General features: G+C 70.1%; 20 protein-coding genes. 7 read left to right on the top strand and 13 right to left on the bottom strand.

All coding sequences use genetic code 11. The features are described 5' to 3' along the window. The first annotated feature begins 159 nt into the window (after window positions 1–159). Both AC3ANP_RS12740 and AC3ANP_RS12735 read left to right on the top strand, forming a co-directional pair. Window positions 160–831 (top strand): potassium channel family protein, encoded by a 672-nt coding sequence (locus AC3ANP_RS12740; RefSeq protein ID WP_488333051.1) that lies wholly within the window; start codon window positions 160–162, stop codon window positions 829–831. Further along, window positions 832–1,554 carry a potassium channel family protein gene (locus AC3ANP_RS12735; protein WP_488330533.1) on the top strand — a complete coding sequence of 241 codons (723 nt, stop codon included), beginning with the start codon at window positions 832–834 and terminating at the stop codon, window positions 1,552–1,554. 82 nt (window positions 1,555–1,636) lie between these two features. On the opposite strand, the gene AC3ANP_RS12730 is transcribed toward AC3ANP_RS12735, so the two are convergent. The 4 genes from AC3ANP_RS12730 to dut form a co-directional block, all read right to left on the bottom strand. Further along, window positions 1,637–2,425: a DUF3159 domain-containing protein gene (locus tag AC3ANP_RS12730; RefSeq protein WP_488330532.1), complete on the bottom strand. Its 789-nt coding sequence runs from the start codon at window positions 2,423–2,425 to the stop codon at window positions 1,637–1,639. Continuing rightward, window positions 2,422–2,820 (bottom strand): hypothetical protein, encoded by a 399-nt coding sequence (locus tag AC3ANP_RS12725; RefSeq protein WP_488330531.1) that lies wholly within the window; start codon window positions 2,818–2,820, stop codon window positions 2,422–2,424. Before AC3ANP_RS12725 ends, AC3ANP_RS12730 begins: the two co-directional genes overlap by 4 nt. Then, the gene (locus AC3ANP_RS12720) at window positions 2,813–3,520 is read right to left on the bottom strand and encodes a DUF3710 domain-containing protein (RefSeq protein ID WP_488330530.1); all 708 of its coding nucleotides are present in this window, start codon (window positions 3,518–3,520) and stop codon (window positions 2,813–2,815) included. The genes AC3ANP_RS12725 and AC3ANP_RS12720 overlap by 8 nt, the downstream gene beginning before the upstream one ends. Before the next feature lie 77 nt (window positions 3,521–3,597). Next, window positions 3,598–4,143, bottom strand: a complete 546-nt coding sequence (gene dut / locus AC3ANP_RS12715; protein ID WP_488330529.1) for a dUTP diphosphatase — start codon at window positions 4,141–4,143, stop codon at window positions 3,598–3,600. A gap of 109 nt (window positions 4,144–4,252) precedes the next feature. Here dut and AC3ANP_RS12710 point away from each other — a divergent pair, with 109 nt between their 5' ends. After that, window positions 4,253–4,738 (top strand): DUF3093 domain-containing protein, encoded by a 486-nt coding sequence (locus tag AC3ANP_RS12710; RefSeq protein ID WP_488330528.1) that lies wholly within the window; start codon window positions 4,253–4,255, stop codon window positions 4,736–4,738. Window positions 4,739–4,747: 9 nt separating this feature from the next. Here the strand turns inward: AC3ANP_RS12710 and AC3ANP_RS12705 are convergent, their stop codons facing one another. Continuing rightward, on the bottom strand, window positions 4,748–5,047 hold the full coding sequence (locus tag AC3ANP_RS12705) for a DUF4193 domain-containing protein (protein ID WP_488333050.1): 300 nt from the start codon (window positions 5,045–5,047) through the stop codon (window positions 4,748–4,750). 322 nt (window positions 5,048–5,369) lie between these two features. Between AC3ANP_RS12705 and sepH the strand changes: the two genes are divergently transcribed. Further along, window positions 5,370–6,836 (top strand): septation protein SepH, encoded by a 1,467-nt coding sequence (sepH, locus tag AC3ANP_RS12700; protein WP_488330527.1) that lies wholly within the window; start codon window positions 5,370–5,372, stop codon window positions 6,834–6,836. 101 nt (window positions 6,837–6,937) lie between these two features. On the opposite strand, the gene AC3ANP_RS12695 is transcribed toward sepH, so the two are convergent. From AC3ANP_RS12695 to AC3ANP_RS12685, 3 genes are all read right to left on the bottom strand, one after another. Further along, a complete protein-coding gene (locus AC3ANP_RS12695; RefSeq protein ID WP_488330526.1) occupies window positions 6,938–8,206 on the bottom strand; it encodes an alkaline phosphatase family protein in 1,269 nt (422 codons plus the stop codon). Further along, window positions 8,207–8,947 carry a DUF5998 family protein gene (locus AC3ANP_RS12690; protein WP_488330525.1) on the bottom strand — a complete coding sequence of 247 codons (741 nt, stop codon included), beginning with the start codon at window positions 8,945–8,947 and terminating at the stop codon, window positions 8,207–8,209. A gap of 123 nt (window positions 8,948–9,070) precedes the next feature. Next, a complete protein-coding gene (locus AC3ANP_RS12685; RefSeq protein WP_488330524.1) occupies window positions 9,071–11,776 on the bottom strand; it encodes a bifunctional acetate--CoA ligase family protein/GNAT family N-acetyltransferase in 2,706 nt (901 codons plus the stop codon). A 101-nt stretch (window positions 11,777–11,877) separates the two neighbouring features. Here AC3ANP_RS12685 and AC3ANP_RS12680 point away from each other — a divergent pair, with 101 nt between their 5' ends. Beyond that, window positions 11,878–14,400, top strand: a complete 2,523-nt coding sequence (locus AC3ANP_RS12680) for a DNA gyrase/topoisomerase IV subunit A (protein WP_488330523.1) — start codon at window positions 11,878–11,880, stop codon at window positions 14,398–14,400. Window positions 14,401–14,518: 118 nt separating this feature from the next. Here the strand turns inward: AC3ANP_RS12680 and AC3ANP_RS12675 are convergent, their stop codons facing one another. Beyond that, on the bottom strand, window positions 14,519–14,902 hold the full coding sequence (locus AC3ANP_RS12675) for a VOC family protein (protein ID WP_488330522.1): 384 nt from the start codon (window positions 14,900–14,902) through the stop codon (window positions 14,519–14,521). 64 nt (window positions 14,903–14,966) lie between these two features. Between AC3ANP_RS12675 and AC3ANP_RS12670 the strand changes: the two genes are divergently transcribed. Next, on the top strand, window positions 14,967–15,485 hold the full coding sequence (locus AC3ANP_RS12670) for a DinB family protein (protein ID WP_488330521.1): 519 nt from the start codon (window positions 14,967–14,969) through the stop codon (window positions 15,483–15,485). A gap of 30 nt (window positions 15,486–15,515) precedes the next feature. Here AC3ANP_RS12670 and AC3ANP_RS12665 read toward each other — a convergent pair whose 3' ends face one another. Genes AC3ANP_RS12665 through AC3ANP_RS12650 form a run of 4 tightly spaced genes read right to left on the bottom strand, consistent with a single transcriptional unit; the run spans window position 15,516 to window position 22,694 of the window. Next, entirely contained in the window at window positions 15,516–16,514 is a 999-nt protein-coding gene (locus AC3ANP_RS12665; protein WP_488330520.1) for a GNAT family N-acetyltransferase, read from the bottom strand. Window positions 16,515–16,535: 21 nt separating this feature from the next. Beyond that, window positions 16,536–20,009: a thiol reductant ABC exporter subunit CydD gene (gene cydD / locus AC3ANP_RS12660; protein WP_488330519.1), complete on the bottom strand. Its 3,474-nt coding sequence runs from the start codon at window positions 20,007–20,009 to the stop codon at window positions 16,536–16,538. Between the two features lie 6 nt (window positions 20,010–20,015). Then, the gene (gene cydB / locus AC3ANP_RS12655) at window positions 20,016–21,065 is read right to left on the bottom strand and encodes a cytochrome d ubiquinol oxidase subunit II (protein ID WP_488330518.1); all 1,050 of its coding nucleotides are present in this window, start codon (window positions 21,063–21,065) and stop codon (window positions 20,016–20,018) included. 30 nt (window positions 21,066–21,095) lie between these two features. Then, the gene (locus AC3ANP_RS12650; RefSeq protein WP_488330517.1) at window positions 21,096–22,694 is read right to left on the bottom strand and encodes a cytochrome ubiquinol oxidase subunit I; all 1,599 of its coding nucleotides are present in this window, start codon (window positions 22,692–22,694) and stop codon (window positions 21,096–21,098) included. A 273-nt stretch (window positions 22,695–22,967) separates the two neighbouring features. On the opposite strand from AC3ANP_RS12650, the gene AC3ANP_RS12645 reads away from it, so the two are divergent. Next, complete coding sequence (locus AC3ANP_RS12645) at window positions 22,968–23,354, top strand: BlaI/MecI/CopY family transcriptional regulator (RefSeq protein ID WP_488330516.1); 387 nt, start codon at window positions 22,968–22,970, stop codon at window positions 23,352–23,354. Window positions 23,355–23,358: the final 4 nt, after the last annotated feature.

The following is a 23,358-nucleotide window of genomic DNA, read 5'->3' as shown; positions in this document are numbered from 1 at the left end:
AAGCTAGTCTGATTCGGACGCGATGTCATGACGGCCGAAGCCGCCCGCGGGCAGGCAGGCCGCGCCGCCGCCGCCGGACCGGCTTCGGCGCGGTTCCGGAACCCCACTGGCCGGTATTGTTTGACGCAGCAACAGACGCAGATGCTTGAGGAGGCACGGGTGGCGCACTTCGTGATCATGGGTTGTGGCCGTGTCGGGGCGACCCTGGCGCACACACTCGAGGACGCCGGCCATTCGGTCGCGATCATCGACCAGGACGACCGGGCGTTCCGGCGGCTCCGGACCGGCTTCGCCGGGCGGAAGGTCACCGGCGTCGGCTTCGACCGGGAAACCCTCAAGCAGGCAGGCGTCGAGGAGGCCTACGCGTTCGCCGCCGTATCCAGCGGCGACAACTCGAACATCCTGGCCACCAGGGTCGCCCGCGAAACGTTCCATGTCCCGCACGTCGTGGCACGCATCTACGATCCCGGCCGCGCAGAGATCTACCAGCGCCTCGGCATCCCCACGGTGGCGGCGGTGCGCTGGAGTGCCGACCAGGTGCTGCGCCGGATCCTGCCGGAGCAGCATCTGGCGGGTGACTTCCGTGACCCGTCGGGCCGGCTGGTGCTGGCCGAGGTGGACGTGGACGCGGGCTGGATCGGCCGGCCGCTGACCGCGCTCGAAAAGGCCGCCGACATCCGCGTCGCCTACCTGACCCGCTTCGGCGAGGGCATCCTGCCGGGGCCCGGGACCGCTTACCAGGACGGCGACACCGTGCACGCCATGCTGCGGGTGGACCGCACCTCGGAGGTTGCCCACATTCTCGCCAAATCCCCCGCCAAGGAGTCTTAAGTGAAAGTTGTCATTGTCGGGGCGGGCAGCGTGGGTTCCTCCATCGCCCGGGAACTGCTGTCCCACAAGCACGAAATCCTGCTGATCGACCTCAAGCCCGAGGTCATCGGCCGCAGCGGGCTCCACGGCGCGCACTGGCTGGTCGGCGACGCCTGCGAGCTGAGCACGCTCAAGGACGCCCGGCTCGAGGACGCGGACGTGGTGGTCTCCGCGACGGGCGACGACAAGGTGAACCTGGTGGTCTCGTTGCTGGCCAAGACCGAGTTCGGGGTGGGACGGACCGTGGGCCGGGTCAACAATCCGAAGAACGACTGGATGTTTGACGATTCCTGGGGCGTCGACGTCGCGGTCAACACGCCGCAGCTGATGACCGCCCTGGTCGAAGAGGCCGTGGAGATTGGCGACCTGGTGCGGCTGCTGACCCTGCAGACCGGGGTGTCCTCACTGGTCGAGTTCACCGTGCCGCATGATTCGCACGTGATTGGCCTGACCGTCGGGGACATCGAGTGGCCGGAGGATGCGGCCCTGGTGGCGATCCTGCGGGACCAGGCCCCGATTGCGCCGAGCCGCGATGACGTGATCGACGGCGGCGACGAGCTTTTCTTCGTCACCACGATCGCCGCTGAGGACGGACTGCGGGCCCTGCTCAGGGCGCCTGACGACGGTCACAGCCCCGAGACCCAGGCAGCCGGCGGCGACAGCTTCGACGGCTTCGACGGCTGAGGGCAACCCGTTCCAACTGGTTGCGCTATCAGTTATGGCCGTTCCCGAGGCTGGGAACGGCCATAACTGATAGCGCATCAGGTCAGTTGGGTTGGGCCGGAGCGTCAGCCGGGGCCGGGGCGGGACGGGTCAGCAGCCAGGCCACCCACATGCCCAGGATGTACAGCGGGGCCCCCATGATCAGCCGGGTGGTCGCCAGACCGGCGAGGCCGGGCTCACCCATCAGGTACAGCGGCACCTGCACCATAAGGCGCAGGGCCAGCACCAGCACGATCACCCAGGTGCCGATCCGATAGGCCCTGACCCGGGCGGGGTGCCGGCGCCAGTCCAGGCCCTCGTTCCGGATGAAACCGAACAACAGGCCGGCCACGGGCCAGCGCACCGCGATGGAGATGATCATCGCGACGATGTAGCCGATGTTGGTGAGGAATCCGAGCACGTAGAAGTCTTCGGCCTTGCCGGTCGAGTTCGCCAGCCAGGCGGAAAGTCCGACGCCGACAATGCCGGCCAGCGCCTGCGTCAGAGGCTTGCGCTGCACCAGCCGCACGACGGTAAACACCGCGGCGACGGCCAGCGCCCCGACCAGGGCCGGGGTCAGCTCGCGGCTGACGGTAAACGCGATCAGGAACACCAGGCCGGGAAGGATGCTTTCGGCGATGCCCTGGACGCCGCCGGCGCTTTTCAGTACGTCGATGTTGCCGTCGGCGGAGCGGTGCACCCCCGCCTTGGCCGCGTAGGACTCGGCGAGCTGCGCCACGCCGGGCTGTCCGGCATCTGCGGATTCCGAATGCCCGGCGCCGGGCGCTGCGGTGCCCCGGTGTCCGGCGCCGGACCCGTCGGTGCCCGGTGCGGGGCCCGTAGGTGTGCTCATTGCTCCTCCTGGCGGGAAAGTATTTCGTAGCGCGGATTAAACATGGTGGGCAGTCCGTCGCGGACGGTGACCATGCCTTCGAGTTGAAGCTCCAGCCCGGCCCGCACGCCGGGGATGCGGCGCCGGCCCAGCCAGATCACCCGGAGCCGGTCAGCGGCGACCGGCGTGCGCTGGCGCCGGCCGGCCTGTCCGGTGCTGCGGGCGGCCGGCACGGCGCGGCTGGCCCTGGGCGGCGGGGCGTCGTGGTCGGTGATGATCGCGGTGAAAGCGGCCACCTCCGCAGCCGGCGCGTAGGTGACGGATTCGATGAAGCCGCGGCACAGCACTCGTCCGCGCTCCGGCAGGTCCCGCACCGGGACAGCGGGCACCCGTGACGTGCCGGCGGCATCAGCCAATCTGGGTGATCTCCGGTCCGCGTTCGGGGCGTTCGAAGTCCGGCGCGCCCAGCGGGGCGGCGGCGGTGCTGTCCCGGGGGACCCGGAGTTGAAGCAGGTCCCGCGGTGGCATGGGATTTTCGCCCCGCACCACGACGATCTGGCGGAACAGCTCTTCAAGCCCGGCGGCGGCGGCCCGGTCCAGTGCCGCTTCCCCGCCCAGAACCCCGCGCAGGAACCAGCGCGGCCCATCGACGCCGATGAATCTGGCCACCCGGTAGCCGTCGCTGCCGTCGCCGGCGGGCAGTTTTGCCACCAGCTCGATGCCGAAGTGGCCCTCGATCTCGTCCACCTGGCCGCCCTGGCTCCCGACGGACTGGCCGATCTGCTCCCGGATCTCGTCCCAGAGGCCCTCGGAGCGGGGCGCCGCGAAGGCCTGCAGCTGCAGGCTGGAACCGTCCAGGTCCATGGTGACGGCCACGACGCGCTGCGTGGCTTCCTCGACCTCCAGGCGCAGCTGCAGCCCTTCGCGGGGGGCGATCAGCAGTGCGCCAAGGTCCACGTAGCCGTCCTGGCTCTCGATTTCCGAGACGTCATAGGGGCCGGCGTTGCGGACGGCGCTGTCCGCGGCCTCGTCCGCAGTGTCTGCAGCGTCGGTCCGGTCCTCGCCGCTCTCGGTCAGCTGTTCCTGCTTGGCTTTCCTGCCACGCCCAAAAACCATCGGGTTGTCTCCTTAGTTGTGTTCCTGTGCGAGGCCGTCGGCCGCGGTACAGGGATCAGCGCATCCGCAGGACGGTGTCACGCCCCGGGGGCGCCGAATCCGCCGGTGGAACCGAACCCGCCGGCGCCGCGGACCGAACCGCTGAGCTCCTGCACGGGCACGAACGTCGCATACTCCACGCGCTGGATGACCATTTGTGCAATTCTATCGCCGCGCCGCAATTCGATGGCAGCGTCGCGGTCGGTGTTCAGCAGCGTCACCGCTATCTCGCCGCGGTAGCCGGCATCAACCGTGCCGGGGGCGTTGACCACGGTCAATCCGTGCTTGGTGGCAAGGCCGGAACGCGGGTGGATCAACGCGACGAAACCGTCCGGCAGGGCAATCGACACTCCTGTCGGCACGAGCCGCCGCTCCCCCGGCGCCAGGACCACGTCCTCGCGGGCGCGCAGGTCCGCGCCTGCGTCGCCCGGGTGGGCATACGACGGCGGTTCCAGGCCGTCGTCGAGCATTTTCAGCTCCACCGCGAGGGTGGGGGCACCGTAGCCCGAGGAGTTGCCGACCGGAAGGCCGGCCGATACGGGGTCTGCCGCCGGTGTGCTCACGGCAGTGGTTTCTTCAGTCACAGTTCCCCACTGTAACGCCCGCGCGGGTGTTCGTCCTACCGCGGCCGCGCGGCGGGAACGGGGCCGCGGCCAAGGTGAAATGCCCTGCAAAAAGTGGAAAGCTGGGCCTATGCCCGAATCCAGCGCAGCCATGCCTGCCTCCAACAGCGCCCCCGACGACGCCAGCGTCCTGTTCAGCGAAAAGCTCTGGCCGAGCTTCTGGATCTGGGTGGTCGCCGTTGGGCTAGCCGGCGCCGGCATCCTGGTGTTCGCGCCGATCAGCATCGCGGCCGGTATCACCGCGGCCGTGGTGCTCTTCGTGATCCTGGCGGTCCTCCTGATCGTCTCAACCCCGTCCATCACCGTGACGGCCCAGACCGTCCGGGTGGGGCGGGCCACCATTGAACGCCGCTTCATCGGCGCAGCGACCGCCTACCGCGGTGCCGAGGCCACAGCGGAGCGCGGGCCCGGGCTCAACGGCCTGGCGTTCCTGTGTATCCGTGGCTGGATCGACCCGGTGGTCCGGATCGAGATCACGGACCCGGCCGACCGCACACCGTACTGGCTGGCCTCCACCCGGCATCCGGACGAACTCCTCACCGCGTTGTCGCGCTAGCGTCGCTGCTCAGCCCTCGCACTCCTTGCAGTACTTGAGGCCGTCCTTTTCCCGGGCTATCTGCGAACGATGGCGGACCAGGAAGCAGGAGGCACAGGTAAATTCGTCAGCCTGGGCGGGCAGCACCCGCACCAGCAATTCCTCGCCGGACAGGTCGGCGCCCGGGAGTTCGTAGCCTTCGGCGAGGTCGGTTTCGTCCACATCGACCACCGCGGAGGGCTTTTCCGTACGCCGCGACTTCAGTTCCTCAATGGAGTCTTCGCTGAGGTCTTCTTCGGTCTTGCGCGGCGCGTCGTAGTCTGTCGCCATGGGTTGTTTGCTCACACTCCGCAGTTGTGGGGTTGGTTCGCCGTCTCCGGCCGGCCCGGGCTGGTGGCCCGGGCCCTCCTGATCCGGTTCTCCGGTGTCAACGCCGGGCAGGGGCTTTTTGTGCCCGCCGTCGGGCCATTTTGCCTAAGTCGTGCCTCGAGCGCCAGAGGCTGCCGTCCCCGGGAGCCCGGGCTGCGGTGGCAGGGCCCGGAATGTGGCGGAAAGTCGCGGTAATTCACGGCGCGCCCTCGCTCCTAACCCGAATTGCGGCTCATCGGTGGCAGAGTTTCGAATGTTAGTAATGCCAGGGTGGAGGATTTGTATGCAGGATCTACGGCTTGTAGGCGTCCACGACGACGGGCAACATGTCCTGTTGAGTGGCACCGGCGGCGAGATGTTCCGGCTGCCGATCGATGAGGCACTTCGGGCGGCCGTCAGCCGGACGCCGGTGAAGGCCGCTTCCGGCGGGGACGCCGCGCCCATCGCCATGTCCCCCCGCGATATCCAGGCCCGGATCCGGGCGGGCGCCACGGCCGCGGAGGTCGCGGAACTTTCCGGGATTCCGCTGGCCAAAGTGGAGCGCTACGAGGGCCCGGTCCTGGCCGAGCGCGAGTACGTTGCCCAGCAGGCCCGGAAAATCGAGGTGGCTTCGCCGTCCGGCGGGCACGACAGCTACCGCTCCTTCTTCGGCGACCAGCCTGCCACCCTGGACGACATGGTGGCGCACCGGCTCCGCGCGCACGGCGTCGAGCCCTCCTCGGTCGAGTGGGATTCCTGGCGCCGGCCGGACGGCAGCTGGAATGTGGTGGCCCGGTTCGAGACGCGGTCCGCCGCGGATGCCGCTATCGGGGAAGAGCCGCCGGCCATGTGGACGTTCAGTCCCGCGCGCAAATCACTGCAGAACGCCAACCGCTGGGCGCAGCAGCTCAGCGAGCTGGAGCCGATGGACGGGCCCGTCCCGCCGCGCCGGCTCTCGGCGGTCTCGGACCGCCCCTTCGATTTCGAAACCGACGCGGAGGCCGCGGCGCGCACCGCCACCGCGCAGCTCAGCGTCGTCCCGTCGGACTCCGCTCCGCCCCTGGGCCGGCCTGACAAGGATGCCGACGGTCTCCTGGACATGCTCCGCTCCCGCCGGGGCCAGCGCCTGGGACTGGATGAGGACGCGGATGACGCTCTCGCGTTGCTGCTGACCAACGGGGTCCCCGCCGCGCACCCCCGGCCCTCCGAGGTTCCGGCCCCCGAAGACAACAACGGCAACGAAGACAGCAACGCCCACGGCGACGAAAGTGCCGACGCCGGCACTGCCGCGGCGCCGGGCGAACCGGCGGAAGAACCCGCCGCGCAGCCGGCCGAGGCAGAGGAGCCGCCGGCGGCAACGGCCGGGCCGCACTCCATCCCGGGTCCCGAAGCCCTGTCCCGGCGGCGTGACGCGAGGCCCTCCATGCTGGCGCGGCTGAGCCTGGCGCCGCGGCACCACGACGATGACGACGACGCGCTGAAGCTTCACGACGGGGTCAGCACCCAGACCCGCGAAATCACCATCGCGGCCTCGCAGCTGCGTCCGGTCCGCTCCGGTCCGACGGCGAACCCCGGTCTTGACGAACTGCTCGGCGGCGGGACGTCCCGCCGGCGGAGCGATGCCTCGGCCGACCCCCATACGGAAAGCCGTGGCGGGGAGCCAGCCAGGGCCGAGCGGGAGCAGGAGACGCCGGAACGCCAGCCTGCCAAACCCAAGCGTTCCAGCGTGCCCAGCTGGGACGAAATTGTGTTCGGCACCCGCACGGACTGACCGGCCCCGGAACCGGATCCCGCGGCGTCACCGCGGTGCGGCCCGGCGTCAGCGCGGTTGCGGCCCCGGCCAGCGCACCCGGCGGGGTTTGGGCTGCGGTTCTAGCGGCCCCGGCCGGTCTTCGCGGCGGTCCGGGCGGTGGCGCTGCCCTTGCCCTCCGCCCGGAAATACAGCAGCGGCACCTCTCGCTCGGCTTTGGTCAGCGAACCGTGCTGGCCGACCACCTGCATCGCCCGCGCAGGAACCCTGCGGGTGTCGTAGAAGGCCACGGCGTCGCGGGCGGCTATCATCACGTCACCGATCCGGGGAGCCACCTCGTCCCGGACCTCACCGAAGAGGCCCGCAGCGATGGCTTCCTCGCGGGTGAACGCCCATATCCGCTCGCCGAAACGTGTCCGCCAGGCATCAAGGAGGCGCCGGCGGCCTGCGTCGCCGGCCCCGGCTTCGAGGTAGAGGTGGACCATCCGCGGCTCCCCCGCGGTGTGCCGTACTCCGGCCGTCAGCTCGGCGTCCGCGGAGTAGTCGATCCGCTGCGACGCCGGGACATCCACCATCCCGTGGTCGCCGGTGACCAGCACCGTGGTGCCGGCAGGCAAGGCCGCGCTGAGCCGCCGGACCGTGGCGTCGAATTCCTCCAGCTGGTGCTCCCATTGCGGCGACTGGCACCCGTGCCGGTGACCTGCTTTATCCAGCTCGTGGACGTAGAAGTACATCAGCGAGCGGTCCGTGCCGGCCATCGCCTCCGCCGCGGCCGCGGTACGGGCGTGCGAGGTCGTCCCGGACACGGAACGTCCGCCGCGCAGCGCCGCCCGGGTCATGGCGGAGTCGCTGAACCTCGGCAGGCCCACGGACGTAACATCGACGTAGCCGGCGGCCCGTTCAAACACCGTCGGCATCGGCTGCCATTTCTGCGGGTCGACGCCCGGGTCCCAGTTGCCCAGCATGTTTACGACGCGGTCCTGGCGCGGGTCGAGGACGTCGTAGCCGACCATGCCGTGCTGCCCGGCGGGCAGGCCGGTGCCGAAGCTGGCGAGGGAGGCAGCCGTGGTGGACGGGAACGCCGCATCCAGCCAGCCCGGCACGGCGCCCTGCCCGGCCTGCTGCACTGCGCGCAGGAACGGCGTGTGCGCCGATTTCTGCTTGAGCAGCTGCCGGCCGAGGCCATCCGCGAGGACCACGCAGACGCGCGTGGCGGGAGGAAGCGCCAGCCGGTTCTCGAAGCCGGGGACGCCTACGCTGGCGGCGGCGCTGCTGAAGAGCTCGGCTAGGGACCGTTCGCCGTAGGCCGGCGGGGCCGGCAAGGGGTATCCGCCGTCGGACGCTGCCGCGGGGGCCGGGGCGGCGCGGAAGCCCGGCGTCTCCGGTGCCATCTAGCGCTGGTGGCCGCGGCTGAGGCGGTTGCCAAAGACGCCGGCACGGGTACGCTGCGGCAGCGTGGAGACACCATGCGGGGCGGGTGCGCTGGAGCCGGTGTTGACCGCCCGGAGCGCGCGGGCGAAGAGCTTGGCGTCCTGGACCGCCTGCAGCCCGTCCGCTTCGGCGCTGATCCGGAGCACGATGTCTTCCTGCGCGATGGTTCCGCTGTAGCCATGGTCGGCCTCGCACTGGGGGTCGCCGCAGCTGGCGGGGCCCATGTCCAGGCGCTGGCCGCCGGACCAGGCGATCGAAAGAGTCAGTTCCCGGACCGGGTCCGAGGGCTTGTAGTCCTGTGGCTGGGCGTAGACGTAGCTGAGCACGACCGACCGGATCTGGGTGACCGGAACGGATTCGGTGGAGACCTGGGCAACGATCTGCTCGCCGGCTTCGTCCAACTGCTGGTCGTCCACGTGGGTAATGACCAGCATGTCCTCGGTCAGGACCAGCACGGTGATGTGCCGGCGCACCTCGGCGCGGTCGAAGTGGGTCTCAAGGTGGACCAGGTGGGCCACGCAGTCGCGTCCGTCCAGGGCATCGGCGACGACGTCGGCCACCAGCAGCGGGTAGAACCCCGCCTGCTGCAGGGCGCCGTCCAGGCTTTGGCCCTGCACGCTGTGGTCGTGCGGGCCGTGCTGCTGCCCTTGACGGCCCGTTGCGGGCACCTGAGGCGTGGAAGCTGAAGGCTGGGAAGTCATGGCTTCCATTTTCACAGATCGGCAGGCGACTTGCTAACCGCGCCGCCGCGCCGGCGGCGTACCAGCGCGCCCGCCACTTGCAAACCGCGCCGGCGCCGCCGCCGTCCGGTACCGTGCAGTGCGCTAGCTGCGCATGGCACGCCGGGCGGTGTCGGTGCGCTGCGCGGCGTTGGCGATCCGGACATCGGCGGCGAGGATCACGGCGCCGTCGGGGCCGGCCAGGACGGGGTTGAACTCCACCAGGGCCACCTCGGGGTGGTTGTCCTTGAGCCGGGTGAGCCGGGCGGCCAGGTCCTCGAGCGCGGCCACGTCGACCGCGGGCAGGCCCTGGTAGCCGAAGAGTTTGCGGGCGGCCCGGGGGGCCCGGATGAAGTCGTGGACATCGGCCGCGGAGAGCGGCGGCACCCGGTGCGCCCAGTCGTCCAGGAGGTTCACGGCGTCGCCGGCCAGTCCAAAGGACACCACCGGGCCCAGCAACGGGTCCTCGATGGCACGGAAGGTGCAGGCCTGCCCCACCGGGGCCATGCTTTGCACTTCGAGCGACGGCGACCCGTACCGCTGCAGGGACTTGCGCATCTGGGCAATGTTGCGCCGCAGCGAGTCGGCGTCCTGGATGTCCAACCGCACCCCGCCCAGGTCCAGCCGGTGCCGGAGCGCCGGGTCGGTGGTCTTGAGCACCACCGGCCAGCCGAGCCGGTCGGCCGCTGCGACGGCGTCGTCGTCCGTCTCGAAGCCCTCGGAAGGCAGGACCCGGATGCCGTAACGGCCCAGCAGGGTCGCGGCCGCCGGCGGGTCCAGCCGGACCAACTGTTCGCCGCCGACCGGCCGCAGCAGCTCCTCCAGGTCCTCGTGCGCGGCCTCGGCATCGCAGCCTTCCGGTTCCACGAACAGCCCGTGGTCGCGGCCCACCCATTGCGCGTACCGGACCACGGCGGCCAGCGCGGCGACGGCGGCGCCCGGGTTGGAGTAGCACGGCACGCCGGCCAACGCCTCGGAGCCGCCGCCATCGACGGCTCCGACCATGCCTTCGACGTAGACGGAGGGGTCCAGGATGCCGGTGAAAGCCGCCACCACAGGCTTTCCGGCGGCGGCCGAGCACTCGGCCAGGACAGCGCCGATCTTCTCGACGGTCAGGCCGCGGGCCGGCAGCAGCGCCACCACGACGGCGTGCACCGCGTCGCTGGTCAGCGCTTCCTGCAGGCTGCGGCGCAGCTCCGGCAGCGCGCGGGACATTCCGGCGTCCAGGTCGAGGTCGGCGAGGACCCGCTGCACGCCCAGGCCGGCGGCGGCCGCGCTGTCCGCCACGACCTTTCCGAGCGCACCGGAGTTGCTGAAGACGGCCACGCCCGGGCCTTGTGGCAGCGGCTGGCTGGAGACAATCTGGGCCACATCCATCAACTGTTCGATGGTTTCCACGCGGATGACGCCCGCCTGCCGCATCATGGCGTCCAGCGCTTCGGCGGGCGCCTGCGTGGTGCGCACGGAATGGCCTGGTGGCAGGTTCAGTCCCATGGCGTTGGACTTGGCCACGATCACCGGCTTGGTGCGGGCGAGCCGGCGGGCCAGCCGGGAAAATTTACGCGGGTTCCCGATGGATTCCAGATACAGCCCGACGGCGGTGGTGTCGGCGTCGTCCTCCCAGAACTGCATCATGTCGTTGCCGGAGACGTCCGCGCGGTTGCCGGCCGAGAGGAAGGTGGACAGGCCCACCCGGCGGCGGCTGGAGGCGGCGTAGAGCGAAACCCCGATCGCGGCGGACTGGCTGAACAGGCCGAGCGCACCGCGGCGCGCCAGCGACGGCGCCATCGAGGCGTTGAGCGACACATCCGGGTTGGTGTTGACGATTCCCAGCGAGGCCGGCCCGATCACCCGCATGCCGCTGGCGCGGGCCTGGCGGACCAGCTCCCGTTGCCGGGCGAGGCCGCGTTCGCCGTCTTCGGTGTAGCCCGCGGTGGCCAGCACGATGCCCTTGACCCCGGCGGCCGCGCACTCCTCGACCACCTTGGGGACCTCGTCATAGGGGACGGCAACGACGGCCAGCCTGACCGGCCCGGGGACCTCGGAGAGCCGGGAAAACGACAGCATCCCGGCCAGTTCCAGGGCTTCGGGATTGATCGCGTAAACCGGCCCGGTAAAGCGGGCCTCGACGATATGTTCCAGCAGCTGGTAGCCGACGGTCCCCCACTTGCGGCTCGCACCGATCACTGCCACCGAATCCGGGGCGAGCAGTTCCTGGATGCTGCGCGCCTCGGCACGGTGTTCGCGGGACTCCATGACGGCGCGCGACTTGTCCGTCGGGTCGATGTTGAACTCAAGGCTGACCACGCCGTCGTCGAAGTGCCGTCTGACGTCGTAGCCGGCGTCGGAGAAGACCATCAGCATTTTGCGGTTCTCCGGCAGCACCTCGGCACTGAATTTGCGGATGTTGTTCTCCCGGGCGGCCGCGGCGAGGTGCTCGAGCAGGATCGAACCGATGCCGCGGCCCTGGTGCGCGTCCGCGATGTTGAACGCGACCTCCGCCTCTTCCGGGTCTTCGAGCCGGTCGTACCGGCCGATGCCGAGGATTTCGCCGCGGATAGTGATGACGAAAGCGACCCGGTCCTTGTAGTCGACCTCGGTAAAGCGCTTGAGTTCCTTGGCGGACAGCCTGGACTTAAACGCGAAGAAGCGCATGTAGATCGAGGCCTGCGACTGGCCGACGTGGAACGCCTGCACGGCGTCGGCGTCGGCGGGATGGATGGGGCGCAGATGCGCCGTCCCGCCGTCGCGGAGCACGACATCGGCTTCCCAATGTTCCGGATATACGCCGTCCGCGGGCTGATCCACCATAGGCTTAGCCTAGCCATAAACTAAAGCCGGCCGCCGTCGCCGCGGCCGTCCACCTGCTCACATGGCCCCAACCAGCACCCGTAGAAGGACCCACCAGCCTCATGGCACGCCGCCAAACCACGTCCCCGGCAGGGAAATCCAGCCCGGCCACAGAGCCCTTTGTCGAAAACATCGTCGACATTGACGTCACGTCCGAGATGGAAGGCTCGTTCCTGGAGTACGCCTATTCGGTGATCTACTCCCGGGCGCTGCCCGACGCCCGGGACGGCCTCAAGCCGGTGCAGCGGCGCATCCTGTACATGATGAGCGAGATGGGCCTGCGCCCGGACCGCGGCCACGTCAAGAGCGCCCGGGTGGTGGGCGAGGTGATGGGCAAGCTGCACCCGCACGGCGACACCGCCATCTATGACGCCATGGTCCGGATGGCGCAGGACTTCTCCCTGCGCCTGCCGCTCATCGACGGGCACGGCAACTTCGGCTCGCTCGACGACGGGCCGGCGGCGCCGCGGTACACCGAGGCCCGGCTGGCGGCCGCGGCGCTGACCCTGACCGACCACCTCGACGAGGACGTGGTCGACTTTGTTCCCAACTACGACAACCAGCTCACCCAGCCGGACGTGCTGCCGGCCGCGTTCCCGAACCTGCTGGTCAACGGTGCCACCGGCATCGCCGTGGGCATGGCCACGAACATGGCCCCGCACAACCTGGCTGAGGTGGTGGCGGCCGCCCGGCACCTGATCGCGCACCCGGACGCCACGCTCGAGGACATCATGAAGTTCGTGCCGGGCCCGGACCTGCCCACCGGCGGCCGGATCGTGGGCCTGGACGGCATCAGGGACGCGTACGCCACCGGGCGCGGCTCGTTCAAGACCCGGGCCAAGGTCGACGTCGAACAGCTCTCGGCCCGCCGCACCGGCCTGGTGGTCACGGAACTGCCCTACATGGTGGGCCCGGAAAAGGTGATCGAGAAGATCAAGGACGCGGTCAACGGCAAGAAGCTGACCGGCATCAGCGACGTCGTGGACCTCACCGACCGCAAGCACGGCCTGCGCCTGGTGATCGAGCTGAAGAACGGTTTCAACCCCACCGCCGTGCTCCAGCAGCTGTACCGCTTCACGCCGATGGAAGACTCCTTCGGGATCAACAACGTCACCCTGGTGGAGGGCCAGCCGCAGACCCTGGGCCTGCTGGAGCTGCTGTCCGTGTACGTGAACCACCGGATCAATGTGGTGCGGCGCCGCACCGCCTTCCGCCTCGGCAAGAAGAAGGACAGGCTGCACCTGGTCGAGGGCATGCTGATCGCGATCGTGGACATCGACGAGGTCATCCAGATCATCCGTTCCTCGGACGAATCCGCGGAGGCCCGCACCCGGCTGATGTCCATCTACGACCTGACCGAGCTTCAGGCGAACTACATCCTGGAGCTCCGGCTCCGGCAGCTGACCAAGTACTCCCGGATTGAACTCGAGAAGGAACAGGACGAGCTGCGGCGGGAAATCGCCGAGCTGCAGGCCATCCTCGACTCCCCCGAACTGCTGCGCGGCCTGGTCTCAGACGAACTGGGTGAGCTGGCCGAAAAGTACGGCACGCCGCGGCGGACGGTGTTGCTCGAGTCCGAGGCGGTCTCCCCCACGCTCGCCTCCGCGGCGGCCGCCCCGGCCAAGGGCAAGGGCGTCCCGCTCGCCCTGGAAATTGCCGACGATCCCTGCTGGGCCATTCTGACGGCGTCCGGCCAGATCGCCCGCACCGCCAACCAGGACAGCCTCGCCGAGTCCGGGCCGCGGACCAGGCACGACGTGTTCCGCTCCGTGGTCAAGACCTCCGCGCGCGGCGAGATCGCCGCCGTCACGTCCCAGGGCCGGATGCTGCGGCTGCAGGTGATGGACATGCCGGTGCTGCCGCCCACGTCCGGGACGCCGAGCATGGCCGGCGGCGTTCCGGCCAAGGACTTCGTCACCCTGCTCAAGGGCGAATCGCTGGTGGGGTTCGCCCCGCTGGACCAGGTCCTGGCGCTTGGGACCGCCCAGGGTGTGGTCAAACGCGTCCAGCCGGACTACCCGCTCAACCGTGAGGACTGGGATGTCATCGCACTCAAGGACAAGGACACCGTGGTCGGCGTCGAGGCCGCCGGCGACGACGTCGAGCTGGTCTTCGTGACCCGCCAGGCCCAGTTGCTGCACTTCAGCGCCTCCGCGGTCCGGCCGCAGGGACGCACCGCCGGCGGGATGGCCGGGATCAAGCTCGCCGCCGGGGACCAGGTGCTGCACTTCGGCACCGCCCGCGCCACCGATGAGGCCGCCGTGGTGGTCACCATCGCCGGCACCGAAGGCGCCCTGCCCGGCACCGCGCCGGGCGCCGCCAAGGTCACGCCGCTGGCGGAATACCCGGCCAAGGGACGCGGTACGGCCGGCGTCAGGGCACACCGCTTCCTCAAGGGCGAAGACACGCTGCTGATCGCCTGGGCCGGCCACGGCCCGGCCAAGGCATCCTCCCTGGCCGGGGTGGCGCGCTCACTCCCGGTGGAACACGGCCGCCGTGACGGCTCGGGTATCCCGCTCTCGCAGGCTGTCGACGCGATCGGCCCGAGCATGGCCTGGCCGGAGGAAGCCGCGGCGGAGGCGTAGTTCAACCGCCAGACGCTCCCGCACGTCCCGTCCGACCTGCGGGCGCGTCAGCGGAACCGCGGCACGACCTGCGGGAGCGTCAGCGGCAACCAGAGCCCCGAATCAGCCCCGGGACGCGCTACATTCCCGAATTGATGACCAGGATGTTGCCTTCACTGTCGAGGAACCAGGCCGCGTTGCTGCCGTCGGGTAGCGTGGCGATGCCGTCCTCGGTTTTAAGCCCGGGGAAGTCATAGTCCTCGAAGACGACGCCGGCGCCGCGGAGTTCCGCGACGGTGGCCCGGACGTCCGGCACCACCCAGCCCAGCTGGGTGTTCTTGGCCGACCCGGCGTTCGGCGTCTGGTAGAGCATGAACATGCTCCCGGAGCCGCAGGTGTAGCGGAGGTTGTCTTCGGCGTCCGCGTTGTCGGGTTCGAGTCCGAGCTTGTCGCGGTAGTAATCGCGCGCCCGGGCAATGTCTGCGGCCGGCAGGATGGCGCCGACCGGTTGATCTTTGAGCATGGCTGTATCCCTTTCCAGGCCCTTCCCCCGAAACGAACTTTACTCCTTCGCCTAGACTGCTCCCATGCCTATCGTTCCCGATCAGAAGGACTGGACCTGGGTGCTGTCGCAGCAGTGCCCGGAGTGCGGTTTCGACACCTCCGTGGCCACCCCTGCGACGGCGCCGGGAACAGTTGCGAACATGCTGCCGCGCTGGCGGGCGGTGCTGCGGCGCCCGGACGCGGCGGTTCGCCCCGACCCGGACATCTGGTCGGCGTTGGAGTATGCCTGCCACGTGCGGGATGTCTTTACCCTCTTCGACCACCGCCTGGACCTGATGGTGAACGTGGACGATGCCCGCTTCGAGGACTGGGACCAGGACCGGACCGCCGTCGAACAGGATTACGCGGGCGCCGACCCGGCCGCCGTGAGTGCTGCCCTGACCGTCGAGGGCGAACAGATCGCGGCGTCCTTTGGCCGTGTCCCGGAGCAGGACTGGGGCCGCACGGGCACCCGCAGCAACGGATCCGAATTCACCGTGCTCACGTTTGCGCAGTACTTCCTGCACGACGTGGTGCACCACCTCCACGATGTGGATGGGTAGCGCGTCGGGTGAACCGGCCGCTGGCAGAACCTAAAGCCGCCTGTCCCAGGCCGTGCTGCTGCTGACCGCGGCATAACCCAGTTTCCGGTACAGTGCCAGGGCTCCGGTGGGGTTCTCCGAGTCCACATCCAGCGAGGCCTTGTCCATCCCGGCGGCGGCGAAGCGGTGCATCGCATCGGCCAGCAACGCCTGCGCGATCCCCCGGCCACGGAACTCCCGGCGCACGCCGAGCAGTTCCGTGTAGCCCTCGGCGAAGCCGCGGGCGGTGGCGCTGTCCGGGTCGTGGCTGGCCAGCTGGTATCCGGCCACCGTGCCGCCGGCGGTCTCCAGCACCACGGCGCTCAGGTCGGGCCGGGCGCGCGGGTCGTTGACCACGAATCCCCAGGCTTCCTCGTCCCGCGGTTCGCTTCCCCAGTGGTCCCGGAACGCGTCGTTGTGGGCCTGCCGCACGGGCTCGTGCAGGCCGGGGCCGAAGGGCACCAGTTCAAGCCCGACGTCGAGCACGGGGTCCGGAATCGGGTCGGTGAGCGGCCGGTGCATCTCGTGGTAGTAGCGGACGATCCGGTAGCCGTGCTTCCCGAACAAGGCGGCGTGGTGGGTGTGGCGCTGCTCGGCAAACAGCCGGAGCCGGGCGGTGGCACCCGCCCCGGCATCTTCGGCGAAACGCTCGCGGGCCCGGGCCTCCAGCCAGCCCAGCAGCCCGCTGCCGACGCCGCTGCCCTGCCACAACGGATCGACGCAGCCGAAGCCGAGCGCTTTCTGGCCGTCGCGGTTCTTGGTGATCCGGGCGTAGGCGCGGGCGATGCCATCCGCGTCGAAGCCCAGGATGCTGTTGGTGGCGGCGGGGTTGGTGCGCGAGGCCAGGATCTGGGCCAGGTCGTCGCGGCGCTCGAACCAGACGGGTTGTTCGACGGCCGCGGTGCGGGCGATCAGCTCCGCCCACGCGTCCAGGTCGGCGGTTCCCGCGGGCCGCCAGGTCAGGCGGTTGTCCAGGGCTGTGACCGGCCGGTCTGCGCTGTGAGTATTCATCCGAACAGGCTAACCGGCGCCTTACCCCCTCGCCAGCACCGCCTCGGTCTGCGCCGCCCCGGTCTGCGGCACCCCCTTCTGCGGCACCCCGGCCAGGTCCAGGTCCAGGCGGCTGTCCTCCGGGCCGATGTCTGCCGGGTTGTGCGTCACCAGGACCACCGTGCGGCCGGCCAGGCCATGCCGCAATTCGGCCAGCATCGTGCGGCCCGCTTCCGCGTCCAGGTGCGCCGTGGGCTCATCGAGCAGGATGACGTCAGCACCGGTCAGCAGCGTCCGGGCCACGGCCAGGCGCTGGCGCTCGCCGCCGCTGAGGAAAGCGCCGCCTGGTCCGATGGGTGTGTCCAGGCCGCGGTCCAGCCGTGCCAGCAAGGGGTCCAGGCCCACCGCGGACAGCGCCGTGTGGAGTTGCCGCTCAAGCCCCGCGGCCGCGGCTGCGTCCTGAGGCCGGGCTCCTTCGGGCAACCCCAGCATCAAGTTGCCGCGGATTGTGGAGTCGAAGAGATGCGCCTCCTGCGGGCACCATGCCGCGCGGCCGGTCAGACGGAGCCGTCCGCCGGAGGCGGGCAGGAAGCCGAGCATGACCGCCAGCAGCGTTGATTTGCCGGACCCGGAGGCCCCGGTCACGGCCAGCCAGCGTCCGGGCCGGGCCGTCGCCGACAAGCCGTCAAAGACCGGCCTGCCGCCGGGCCAGGCTGCGGCCAGGTTCTGCAGTTCCAGGCCCTGCTGTCCATCCGGTCGGGCGGCCACCGGCACCTGGCCCTCGGACGGTCCGTCCTGCGCCGGGGCGAGGACACCGGATCCGCTGATGCGGCGCAACACCGAGCGCAGCGCCGGATACTGGCGGACCGCCGTCGTGATCGCCGCGTACGGCTCCACCAGGGCCAGCTGCAGGAGGACGACGACGGCGATGGTTGCCGGCTCAACGGCGCCGCTGAGGGCCAGCGGTCCGGCCAGGCCGGCGCTGGCCAGCGCGGCAGTCCCGCAGGCCAGCACGGTGAGTCCCTGGCCGAGGCCTTCGGCGAGGGCGGAACGCTGCGATGCCGCCGTGGCGGACCGGTCGTCCCGGAAGATGCCGGCCAGCACGGCGCCGCCCACTCCATTGGCGTGCAGTTCCGCGCGGGCGTCCAGGACCGCCGCGACCCGGCGCAGTACGCCGGAGCGCAGCTGCTGTTCGGCGCGGGCGGACATCCGGTCCGTGATCAAGGCCAGTGCGGGCGCCACCAGGAGGCTGACGGCGGCGGCTGCGGCCACGGCCGGGAGGGCCGCCGGGAGCAGCAGGCCGGTGGCGGTGATGGCGGCCGCACCGACGGCGAGCGCGGTCAAGGGTGGCAGGACCACCCGGGGCAACAGTTCGCGGACGGTATCGACGTCGTCCACCACCGTCGCCAGCACGTTTCCGCCCTGCAGGAGCCGCCGCAGCGACAGGGCGCGCCTGCTCAGTGCCTCCCAGAGCCGGCCGCGGAGCCGGGTCAGGGCGGTGAAGACGGCGTCGTGCAGGAGCAGCCGTTCGGTGTACCGCAGGACGGCGCGGCCAATTCCGAAGAAGCGGACCCCGACGATGGCCGTGAGCAGGTACAGGATGGGCGGCTGTTCGCTGGCCCGGATGATGAGCCAGCCGGACAGGCCGGTCAGGGCGACGGCAAACAGCGCGGCGAGCACGCCGACCGTTGTGGCCGCCGCGAACGTGCCGGACACCGGAGCGAGCAGCCGTCGCAGCTGGGCCGCGGCGGTCCCGGCGCCGGTGGCTGCGTCGCCGGCTCCGGACGCCGGGGCACCGGCGCTGCCGGCCGGATCCGGTTCGGTTCCGGGTGCCGGACGGACCTGCGGGGCCGCGGGCGTACGGCCGGGCGCGGCTGCGGGCGTAGGGCCGGGCGTAGCGTGCTCCGCCGCGGCGGCATTGACGCTGACCAGCCGGTCGGCCAGTTCCCGGGTCTGCCTGTCATGGGCGACCAGCAGCACCGTGACGGTGCCGCGGAGCCGCGTCAGGGTGTGGTTGACGGCGTCGGCGGCGGCGCGGTCCAGGTGGGCGGTGGGTTCGTCCAGCAGCAGGACCGTGGCACCGGCCGTGATCCGGGCCAGGCCCCGGGCTACGGCGACCCGGCGCAGTTCTCCGGGGCTGAGTTCGGCCGGGTGCTTCGCGGCCAGGTGTTCGGCGGCGCAGGCGGCCAGGCAGCGGCTGGCCTCGGCGATGTCCTGCTCGGGCGTGCGCTGCGGCGAGGTGCCCAGGTACAGCAGGATTTCCGCCAGCACTGTGGGTTCGACGAGGACCGGGTGCTGCGGCACCCAGGCCAGGTCAGCCGTCGAAAATCCATCCGTCCGGCCGGTGACGTGAACGCCTTCGCCGGTGCCCACCGTGCCGGCGAGTACACCCAGCACGGTGCTTTTGCCGGACCCGCTGGGACCATCGAGGGCAGTGATGCTACCGGCCGGAAGGGTGAAGCTCAGCGGCCCGACGGCGGCGCCGGCCCGGCCCGGGTAGCTTACGCCCAGCCCGGTGACGGTGACCTCCGGCGGACCGGCAGGCCGTGGCCGGCGGGGTTCGGACGGGACGAGTGCCGCCGCCTGCGGGGCGTCAAGGACCCCGGTGGTGTCCGCGAGCGCCGCCCGGCCCTCGTCACTGGCGTGGTGCGCGGTGCCGAGTTCGCGCAGCGGCAGGTAGCAATCGGGGGCAAGGATCAGTGCCAGCAGACCGGCCTCGAGGGCCATGTCCCCCTGCACCAGCCGGACCCCGATAAAGACCGCCACCACAGCGACCGAGATCGTGGCGATGAGTTCCAGGGCCAGGGCCGACAGGAAGGCGGTCCGCAGGGTGCCCATGGTCTTGAAGCGGTATTCCTCGGAGATGTCCTCGAGCGCCTTCCGCTGGGCGGTGGCGCGGCCGAGGCCCACGAGTACCGGCAGGCCCTTGGCGAGTTCCAGCATGTGGGCGGAGAGCCGGGCCAGGGAGGCCTGCGCTTCCCGGACCCGGTCCTCGGTGTAGCGGCCGATCAGGATCATGAACAGCGGCACCAGCGGGACGGTCAGGACAACCACGACGGCGCTGATCCAGTCCGCGAACAGGATCCGGGCCCCGACCAGCAGCGGGATGGCGGCGCAGTTGACCAGGGCAGGCAGGAACTGGGTGTAGTAGTTGTCCAGCGCATCCAGCCCGCGGGTCGCGAGGACGGCGAGCCCGCCGTCGGCGGGTCCCGTGGTCCGGGTGCCGGTGCGCAGCGCATGTTCCAGCAGCCGGGAGCGCAGCTCCTCCTTGACCCCCAGCGCGGCGCGGCGGGCCGCAACGGCCTGCGCCCACACCGTCAGCGACCGCAGCACCACCCCGGCCAGCCCCCAGCCCAGCTGCTCCGCCCAGGCCGGGTTGTGGGTCATCAGCCCGGCCAGCATCGCGGCGACTGCCTGCGCGATCAGCACCAGGGACAGGGCCTTGAGGGCGGCCAGGAGGCCCAGCAGGTAAAGTGCCGAGCGGGTGGCCGGCCCGGCGGGGAACTGCGGTCTCATGCTCGGCTAGTCCTTCGGGGCCAGGGCTTTGGCGGCGATGGCGGGCAGGAAGCTGTGCGCCTCCGGGATGTGGTCGGCGCTGACCCGGCGACGGAACACCCAGTAGGTCCAGGCCTGGTAGGCCAGGACCAGCGGCAGCCCGACGCAGGCGACGATGCTCATCAGCCCGAGGGTGTAGTCCGAGGAGGAGGCGTTGCTTACCGTCAGGTTGAACGCCGGGTCCAGGGTCGAGGGCAGCACCACCGGGAAGACGGCACCGAAGATCGAGGCGCTGCCCAGCAGCAGGAAGGCGCCCAGGGCCACGAACGCCCTGCCTTCGGCGCCGCGGCGGCCGAAGTTCCAGGCCAGGACCGCGGCCACGACGGCCGCGACGACGGCGGCCATGGTCCAGGGCTTGCCGGTCTGCACCTGCAGCACGATGGCCCAGGCGGCGATGGGCAGGAGCAGGACGGCGAGCAGCCGGACGAACCACTGGCGGGCGCGGTGCCGGACCTCGCCGTCGGTCTTCAGCGCCAGGAAGGCGAGCCCGTGCAGCAGGGAGAAGCCGACGACGGCGAGCCCGCCCAGCACTGCGTAGCCGGTGAACCAGGCGAACGGGCCGCCTTCACGGTCGCCGTTGGCGTTCAGCGGCAGGCCGGTAGTGGTCAGCGCCAGGGCGGCGCCGACGCCGAAGGCGGCCAGCAGGGAACCCAGGGCAATGGCCCAGTCCCAGCGGGCGCGCCATTGCGGCGTGTCCACCTTTCCCCGGTATTCGAAGGCCACGGCCCGGAATATCAACGCGACGAGCACGAGCAGCAGCGGCAGGTAGAGCGCGGAGAACAGGGAGGCGTACCAGAGCGGGAAGGCCGCGAAGGTGGCGGCGCCGGCGGTGATCAGCCATACCTCGTTGCCGTCCCAGACCGGGCCGATGGTGTTCAGCAGCACGCGGCGTTCGGTGTTGTTCCGGGCGAAGGTCTTCATGAGCATCCCGACGCCCAGGTCGAAGCCCTCCAGAAAGAGGTACCCCGTCCACAGCACCGCGATGAGAATGAACCAGATGGTGGGTAGCAGTTCCATGCTGAATATCCTTTGTATCGTGGGCTGGTGCTAGTAGGCGAAGGCCAGGACGTCGTCGGCGCCGGGCTGGCCGGCGGTCCCGTCCGGCGGGGTCTGGTCCTCGTTCTCGTCCGCTGGGGCCTGGCCGAGTTCGGGCATCGCGGAGACCACGCCGCCGCGGATGTATTTGACCAGCAGTTTTACCTCGACCACCAGCAGCAGGGCGTAGACGGAGGTCAGCACCACCAGGGAGGTCAGCAGTTCGCCGGCGGAGACCCCCGGGGAAACGGCGGCCGCGGTGAACATGAACACCTGGTCGATGCCGTTAAGGTCCGGGTTGGGTGCCACGACGAAGGGCTGCCGGCCCATTTCGGTGAAGATCCAGCCGGCCGCGTTGGCGCCGAAGGGGGCCAGGATGCCGAACACGGCCAGCCGCATCAGGCCGCGGGAGGCCGGGACAGTGCCCTTGCGCGTGGCCCACAGGGCCACCAGGGCGGCGAGGGCCGCGACGCCGCCGAAGCCGATCATCATCCGGAAACCCCAGTAGGTGACCTCCATGACGGGGACGTACTGGATCTCCTGGCCGGCCCGGTCACCGTAGATCGGGTTGTCCGGCAGGTGCGTGCCGTAGTCGGCCTTGTACTGGTCCAGCAGGCTGTTCACGCCCTTGACCTCGGTGTTGAAGTCGCCCTTGGCCAGGAACGAGAGGATGCCGGGAACCTCGATTACGGCCACGACGTCGTCGCAGTTCTTGGAGCCGACGTTGCCGATGCTGAGCACGGAGAAGCCGGTGCCGTCGTGGCAGGCGGCCTCGGCTGCGGCCATTTTCATCGGCTGCTGTTCGAACATCAGCTTGCCCTGCAGGTCACCGGTAATGGCGGTTCCGGCGAAGGAAATCATGGCGACGACGGCCCCGATCCGCAGCGAGCGGATCCAGACGGTGTGGTCTGCGCGGTCCCGGCCGGGGATGTCCGACTCGCCGGGGACCACCCTCCCGTCCGCCCCGATAGTGTCGATCCCGTCGTGCCGGCGGCGCCAGAGGTGGTACCAGGCGATGCCGAGCAGGAAGGCGCCGGCGACGGCGAGGGCCCCGAAGAGGGTGTGCGGCACGGCGACGAGGGCGGTGTTGTTGGTGAAGACGGCCCACGCATCGGTCATGACCGGACGCCCGTTGATCATTTCGACGCCGACGGGGTGCTGCATCCAGGAGTTCGCCACGATGATGAAGTACGCGGAAAAGACCGAACCGATCACCGCAATCCAGAGGCAGGCGAGGTGGACGCCGCGTTTCAGCTGCTTCCAGCCGAAGATCCAGAGGCCCAGGAAGGTCGACTCGACGAAAAAGGCTAGCAGCGCCTCCAGCGCCAGGGGCGCCCCGAACACGTCACCGACGAACCGGCTGTATTCGCTCCAGGCCATGCCGAACTGGAACTCCTGCACGATGCCGGTGGCGACGCCCATGATGAAGTTGATCAGGAACAGCTTGCCCCAGAACTTCGTCATCCGCAGGTATTCCGGTTTGCCGGTGCGGTACCAGAGCGTCTGGATCACCGCCACCACCAGGCCGAGGCCGATCGTCAGCGGCACCATCATGAAGTGGTAGACGGTGGTGATGCCGAATTGCCAGCGTGCGATTTCCAAGGCGTCCAAGGCAGTCCCTTTGGCTAGGTTCCCAAGTTTTCTACGTTACGTAGAAATTCTACTTCTACAGATTGTAGAACAACTGCACGGCTTACCGCATCCAGCGTTGCACGGCGGAGCGGCCCCGGCAACGGCCCGCCCCGGCCGCTCCGCGACACGCCGGAGCGCCCGCGTTCTACCTCATGTAGAAACTGCTGGTAAAACGCGGTAAATTGGGAATAGAGGATTATCCATCCGCCCGGCAGGTACCCGCCGCGGCGGCAGTGCAGAAGGACATACGGAATGGCTACTCTCGGCGAACTGGAACGGGCAGTGATGGACCTGCTCTGGGCGGGCCAGGAGGCCGCGACGGCCAACACCCTGCGGGACATGCTGGCGCAGAGCACACGGCCCGCGGGCGGGACCGCCGGGCATGAGGGCAAGGACCTGGCCGTGACCACCGTGCTGACCGTCCTGTCCCGGCTTGAGCGCAAGGGCCTGGTGGAACGTGAGCGCGGCACCCGCCCGCACCGCTACCAGGCCGTTTCGAGCCGCGCGGACCATACCGCGGAGCTGATGCACGAGGTGCTCGGTTCGGCTCCGGACCGCGAGGCCGTGTTGGCGCGCTTTATCGGTTCGGTCTCGGCCACCGAGGCGGAGACCCTGCGCAAGCTGCTGGAACACAGCTAGCAGC

This window comes from Arthrobacter sp. JB02-1C (assembly GCF_057748045.1).
Note: the sequence above shows the minus strand (reverse complement) of the source record. Positions and strands in the feature narration are given on the sequence as shown.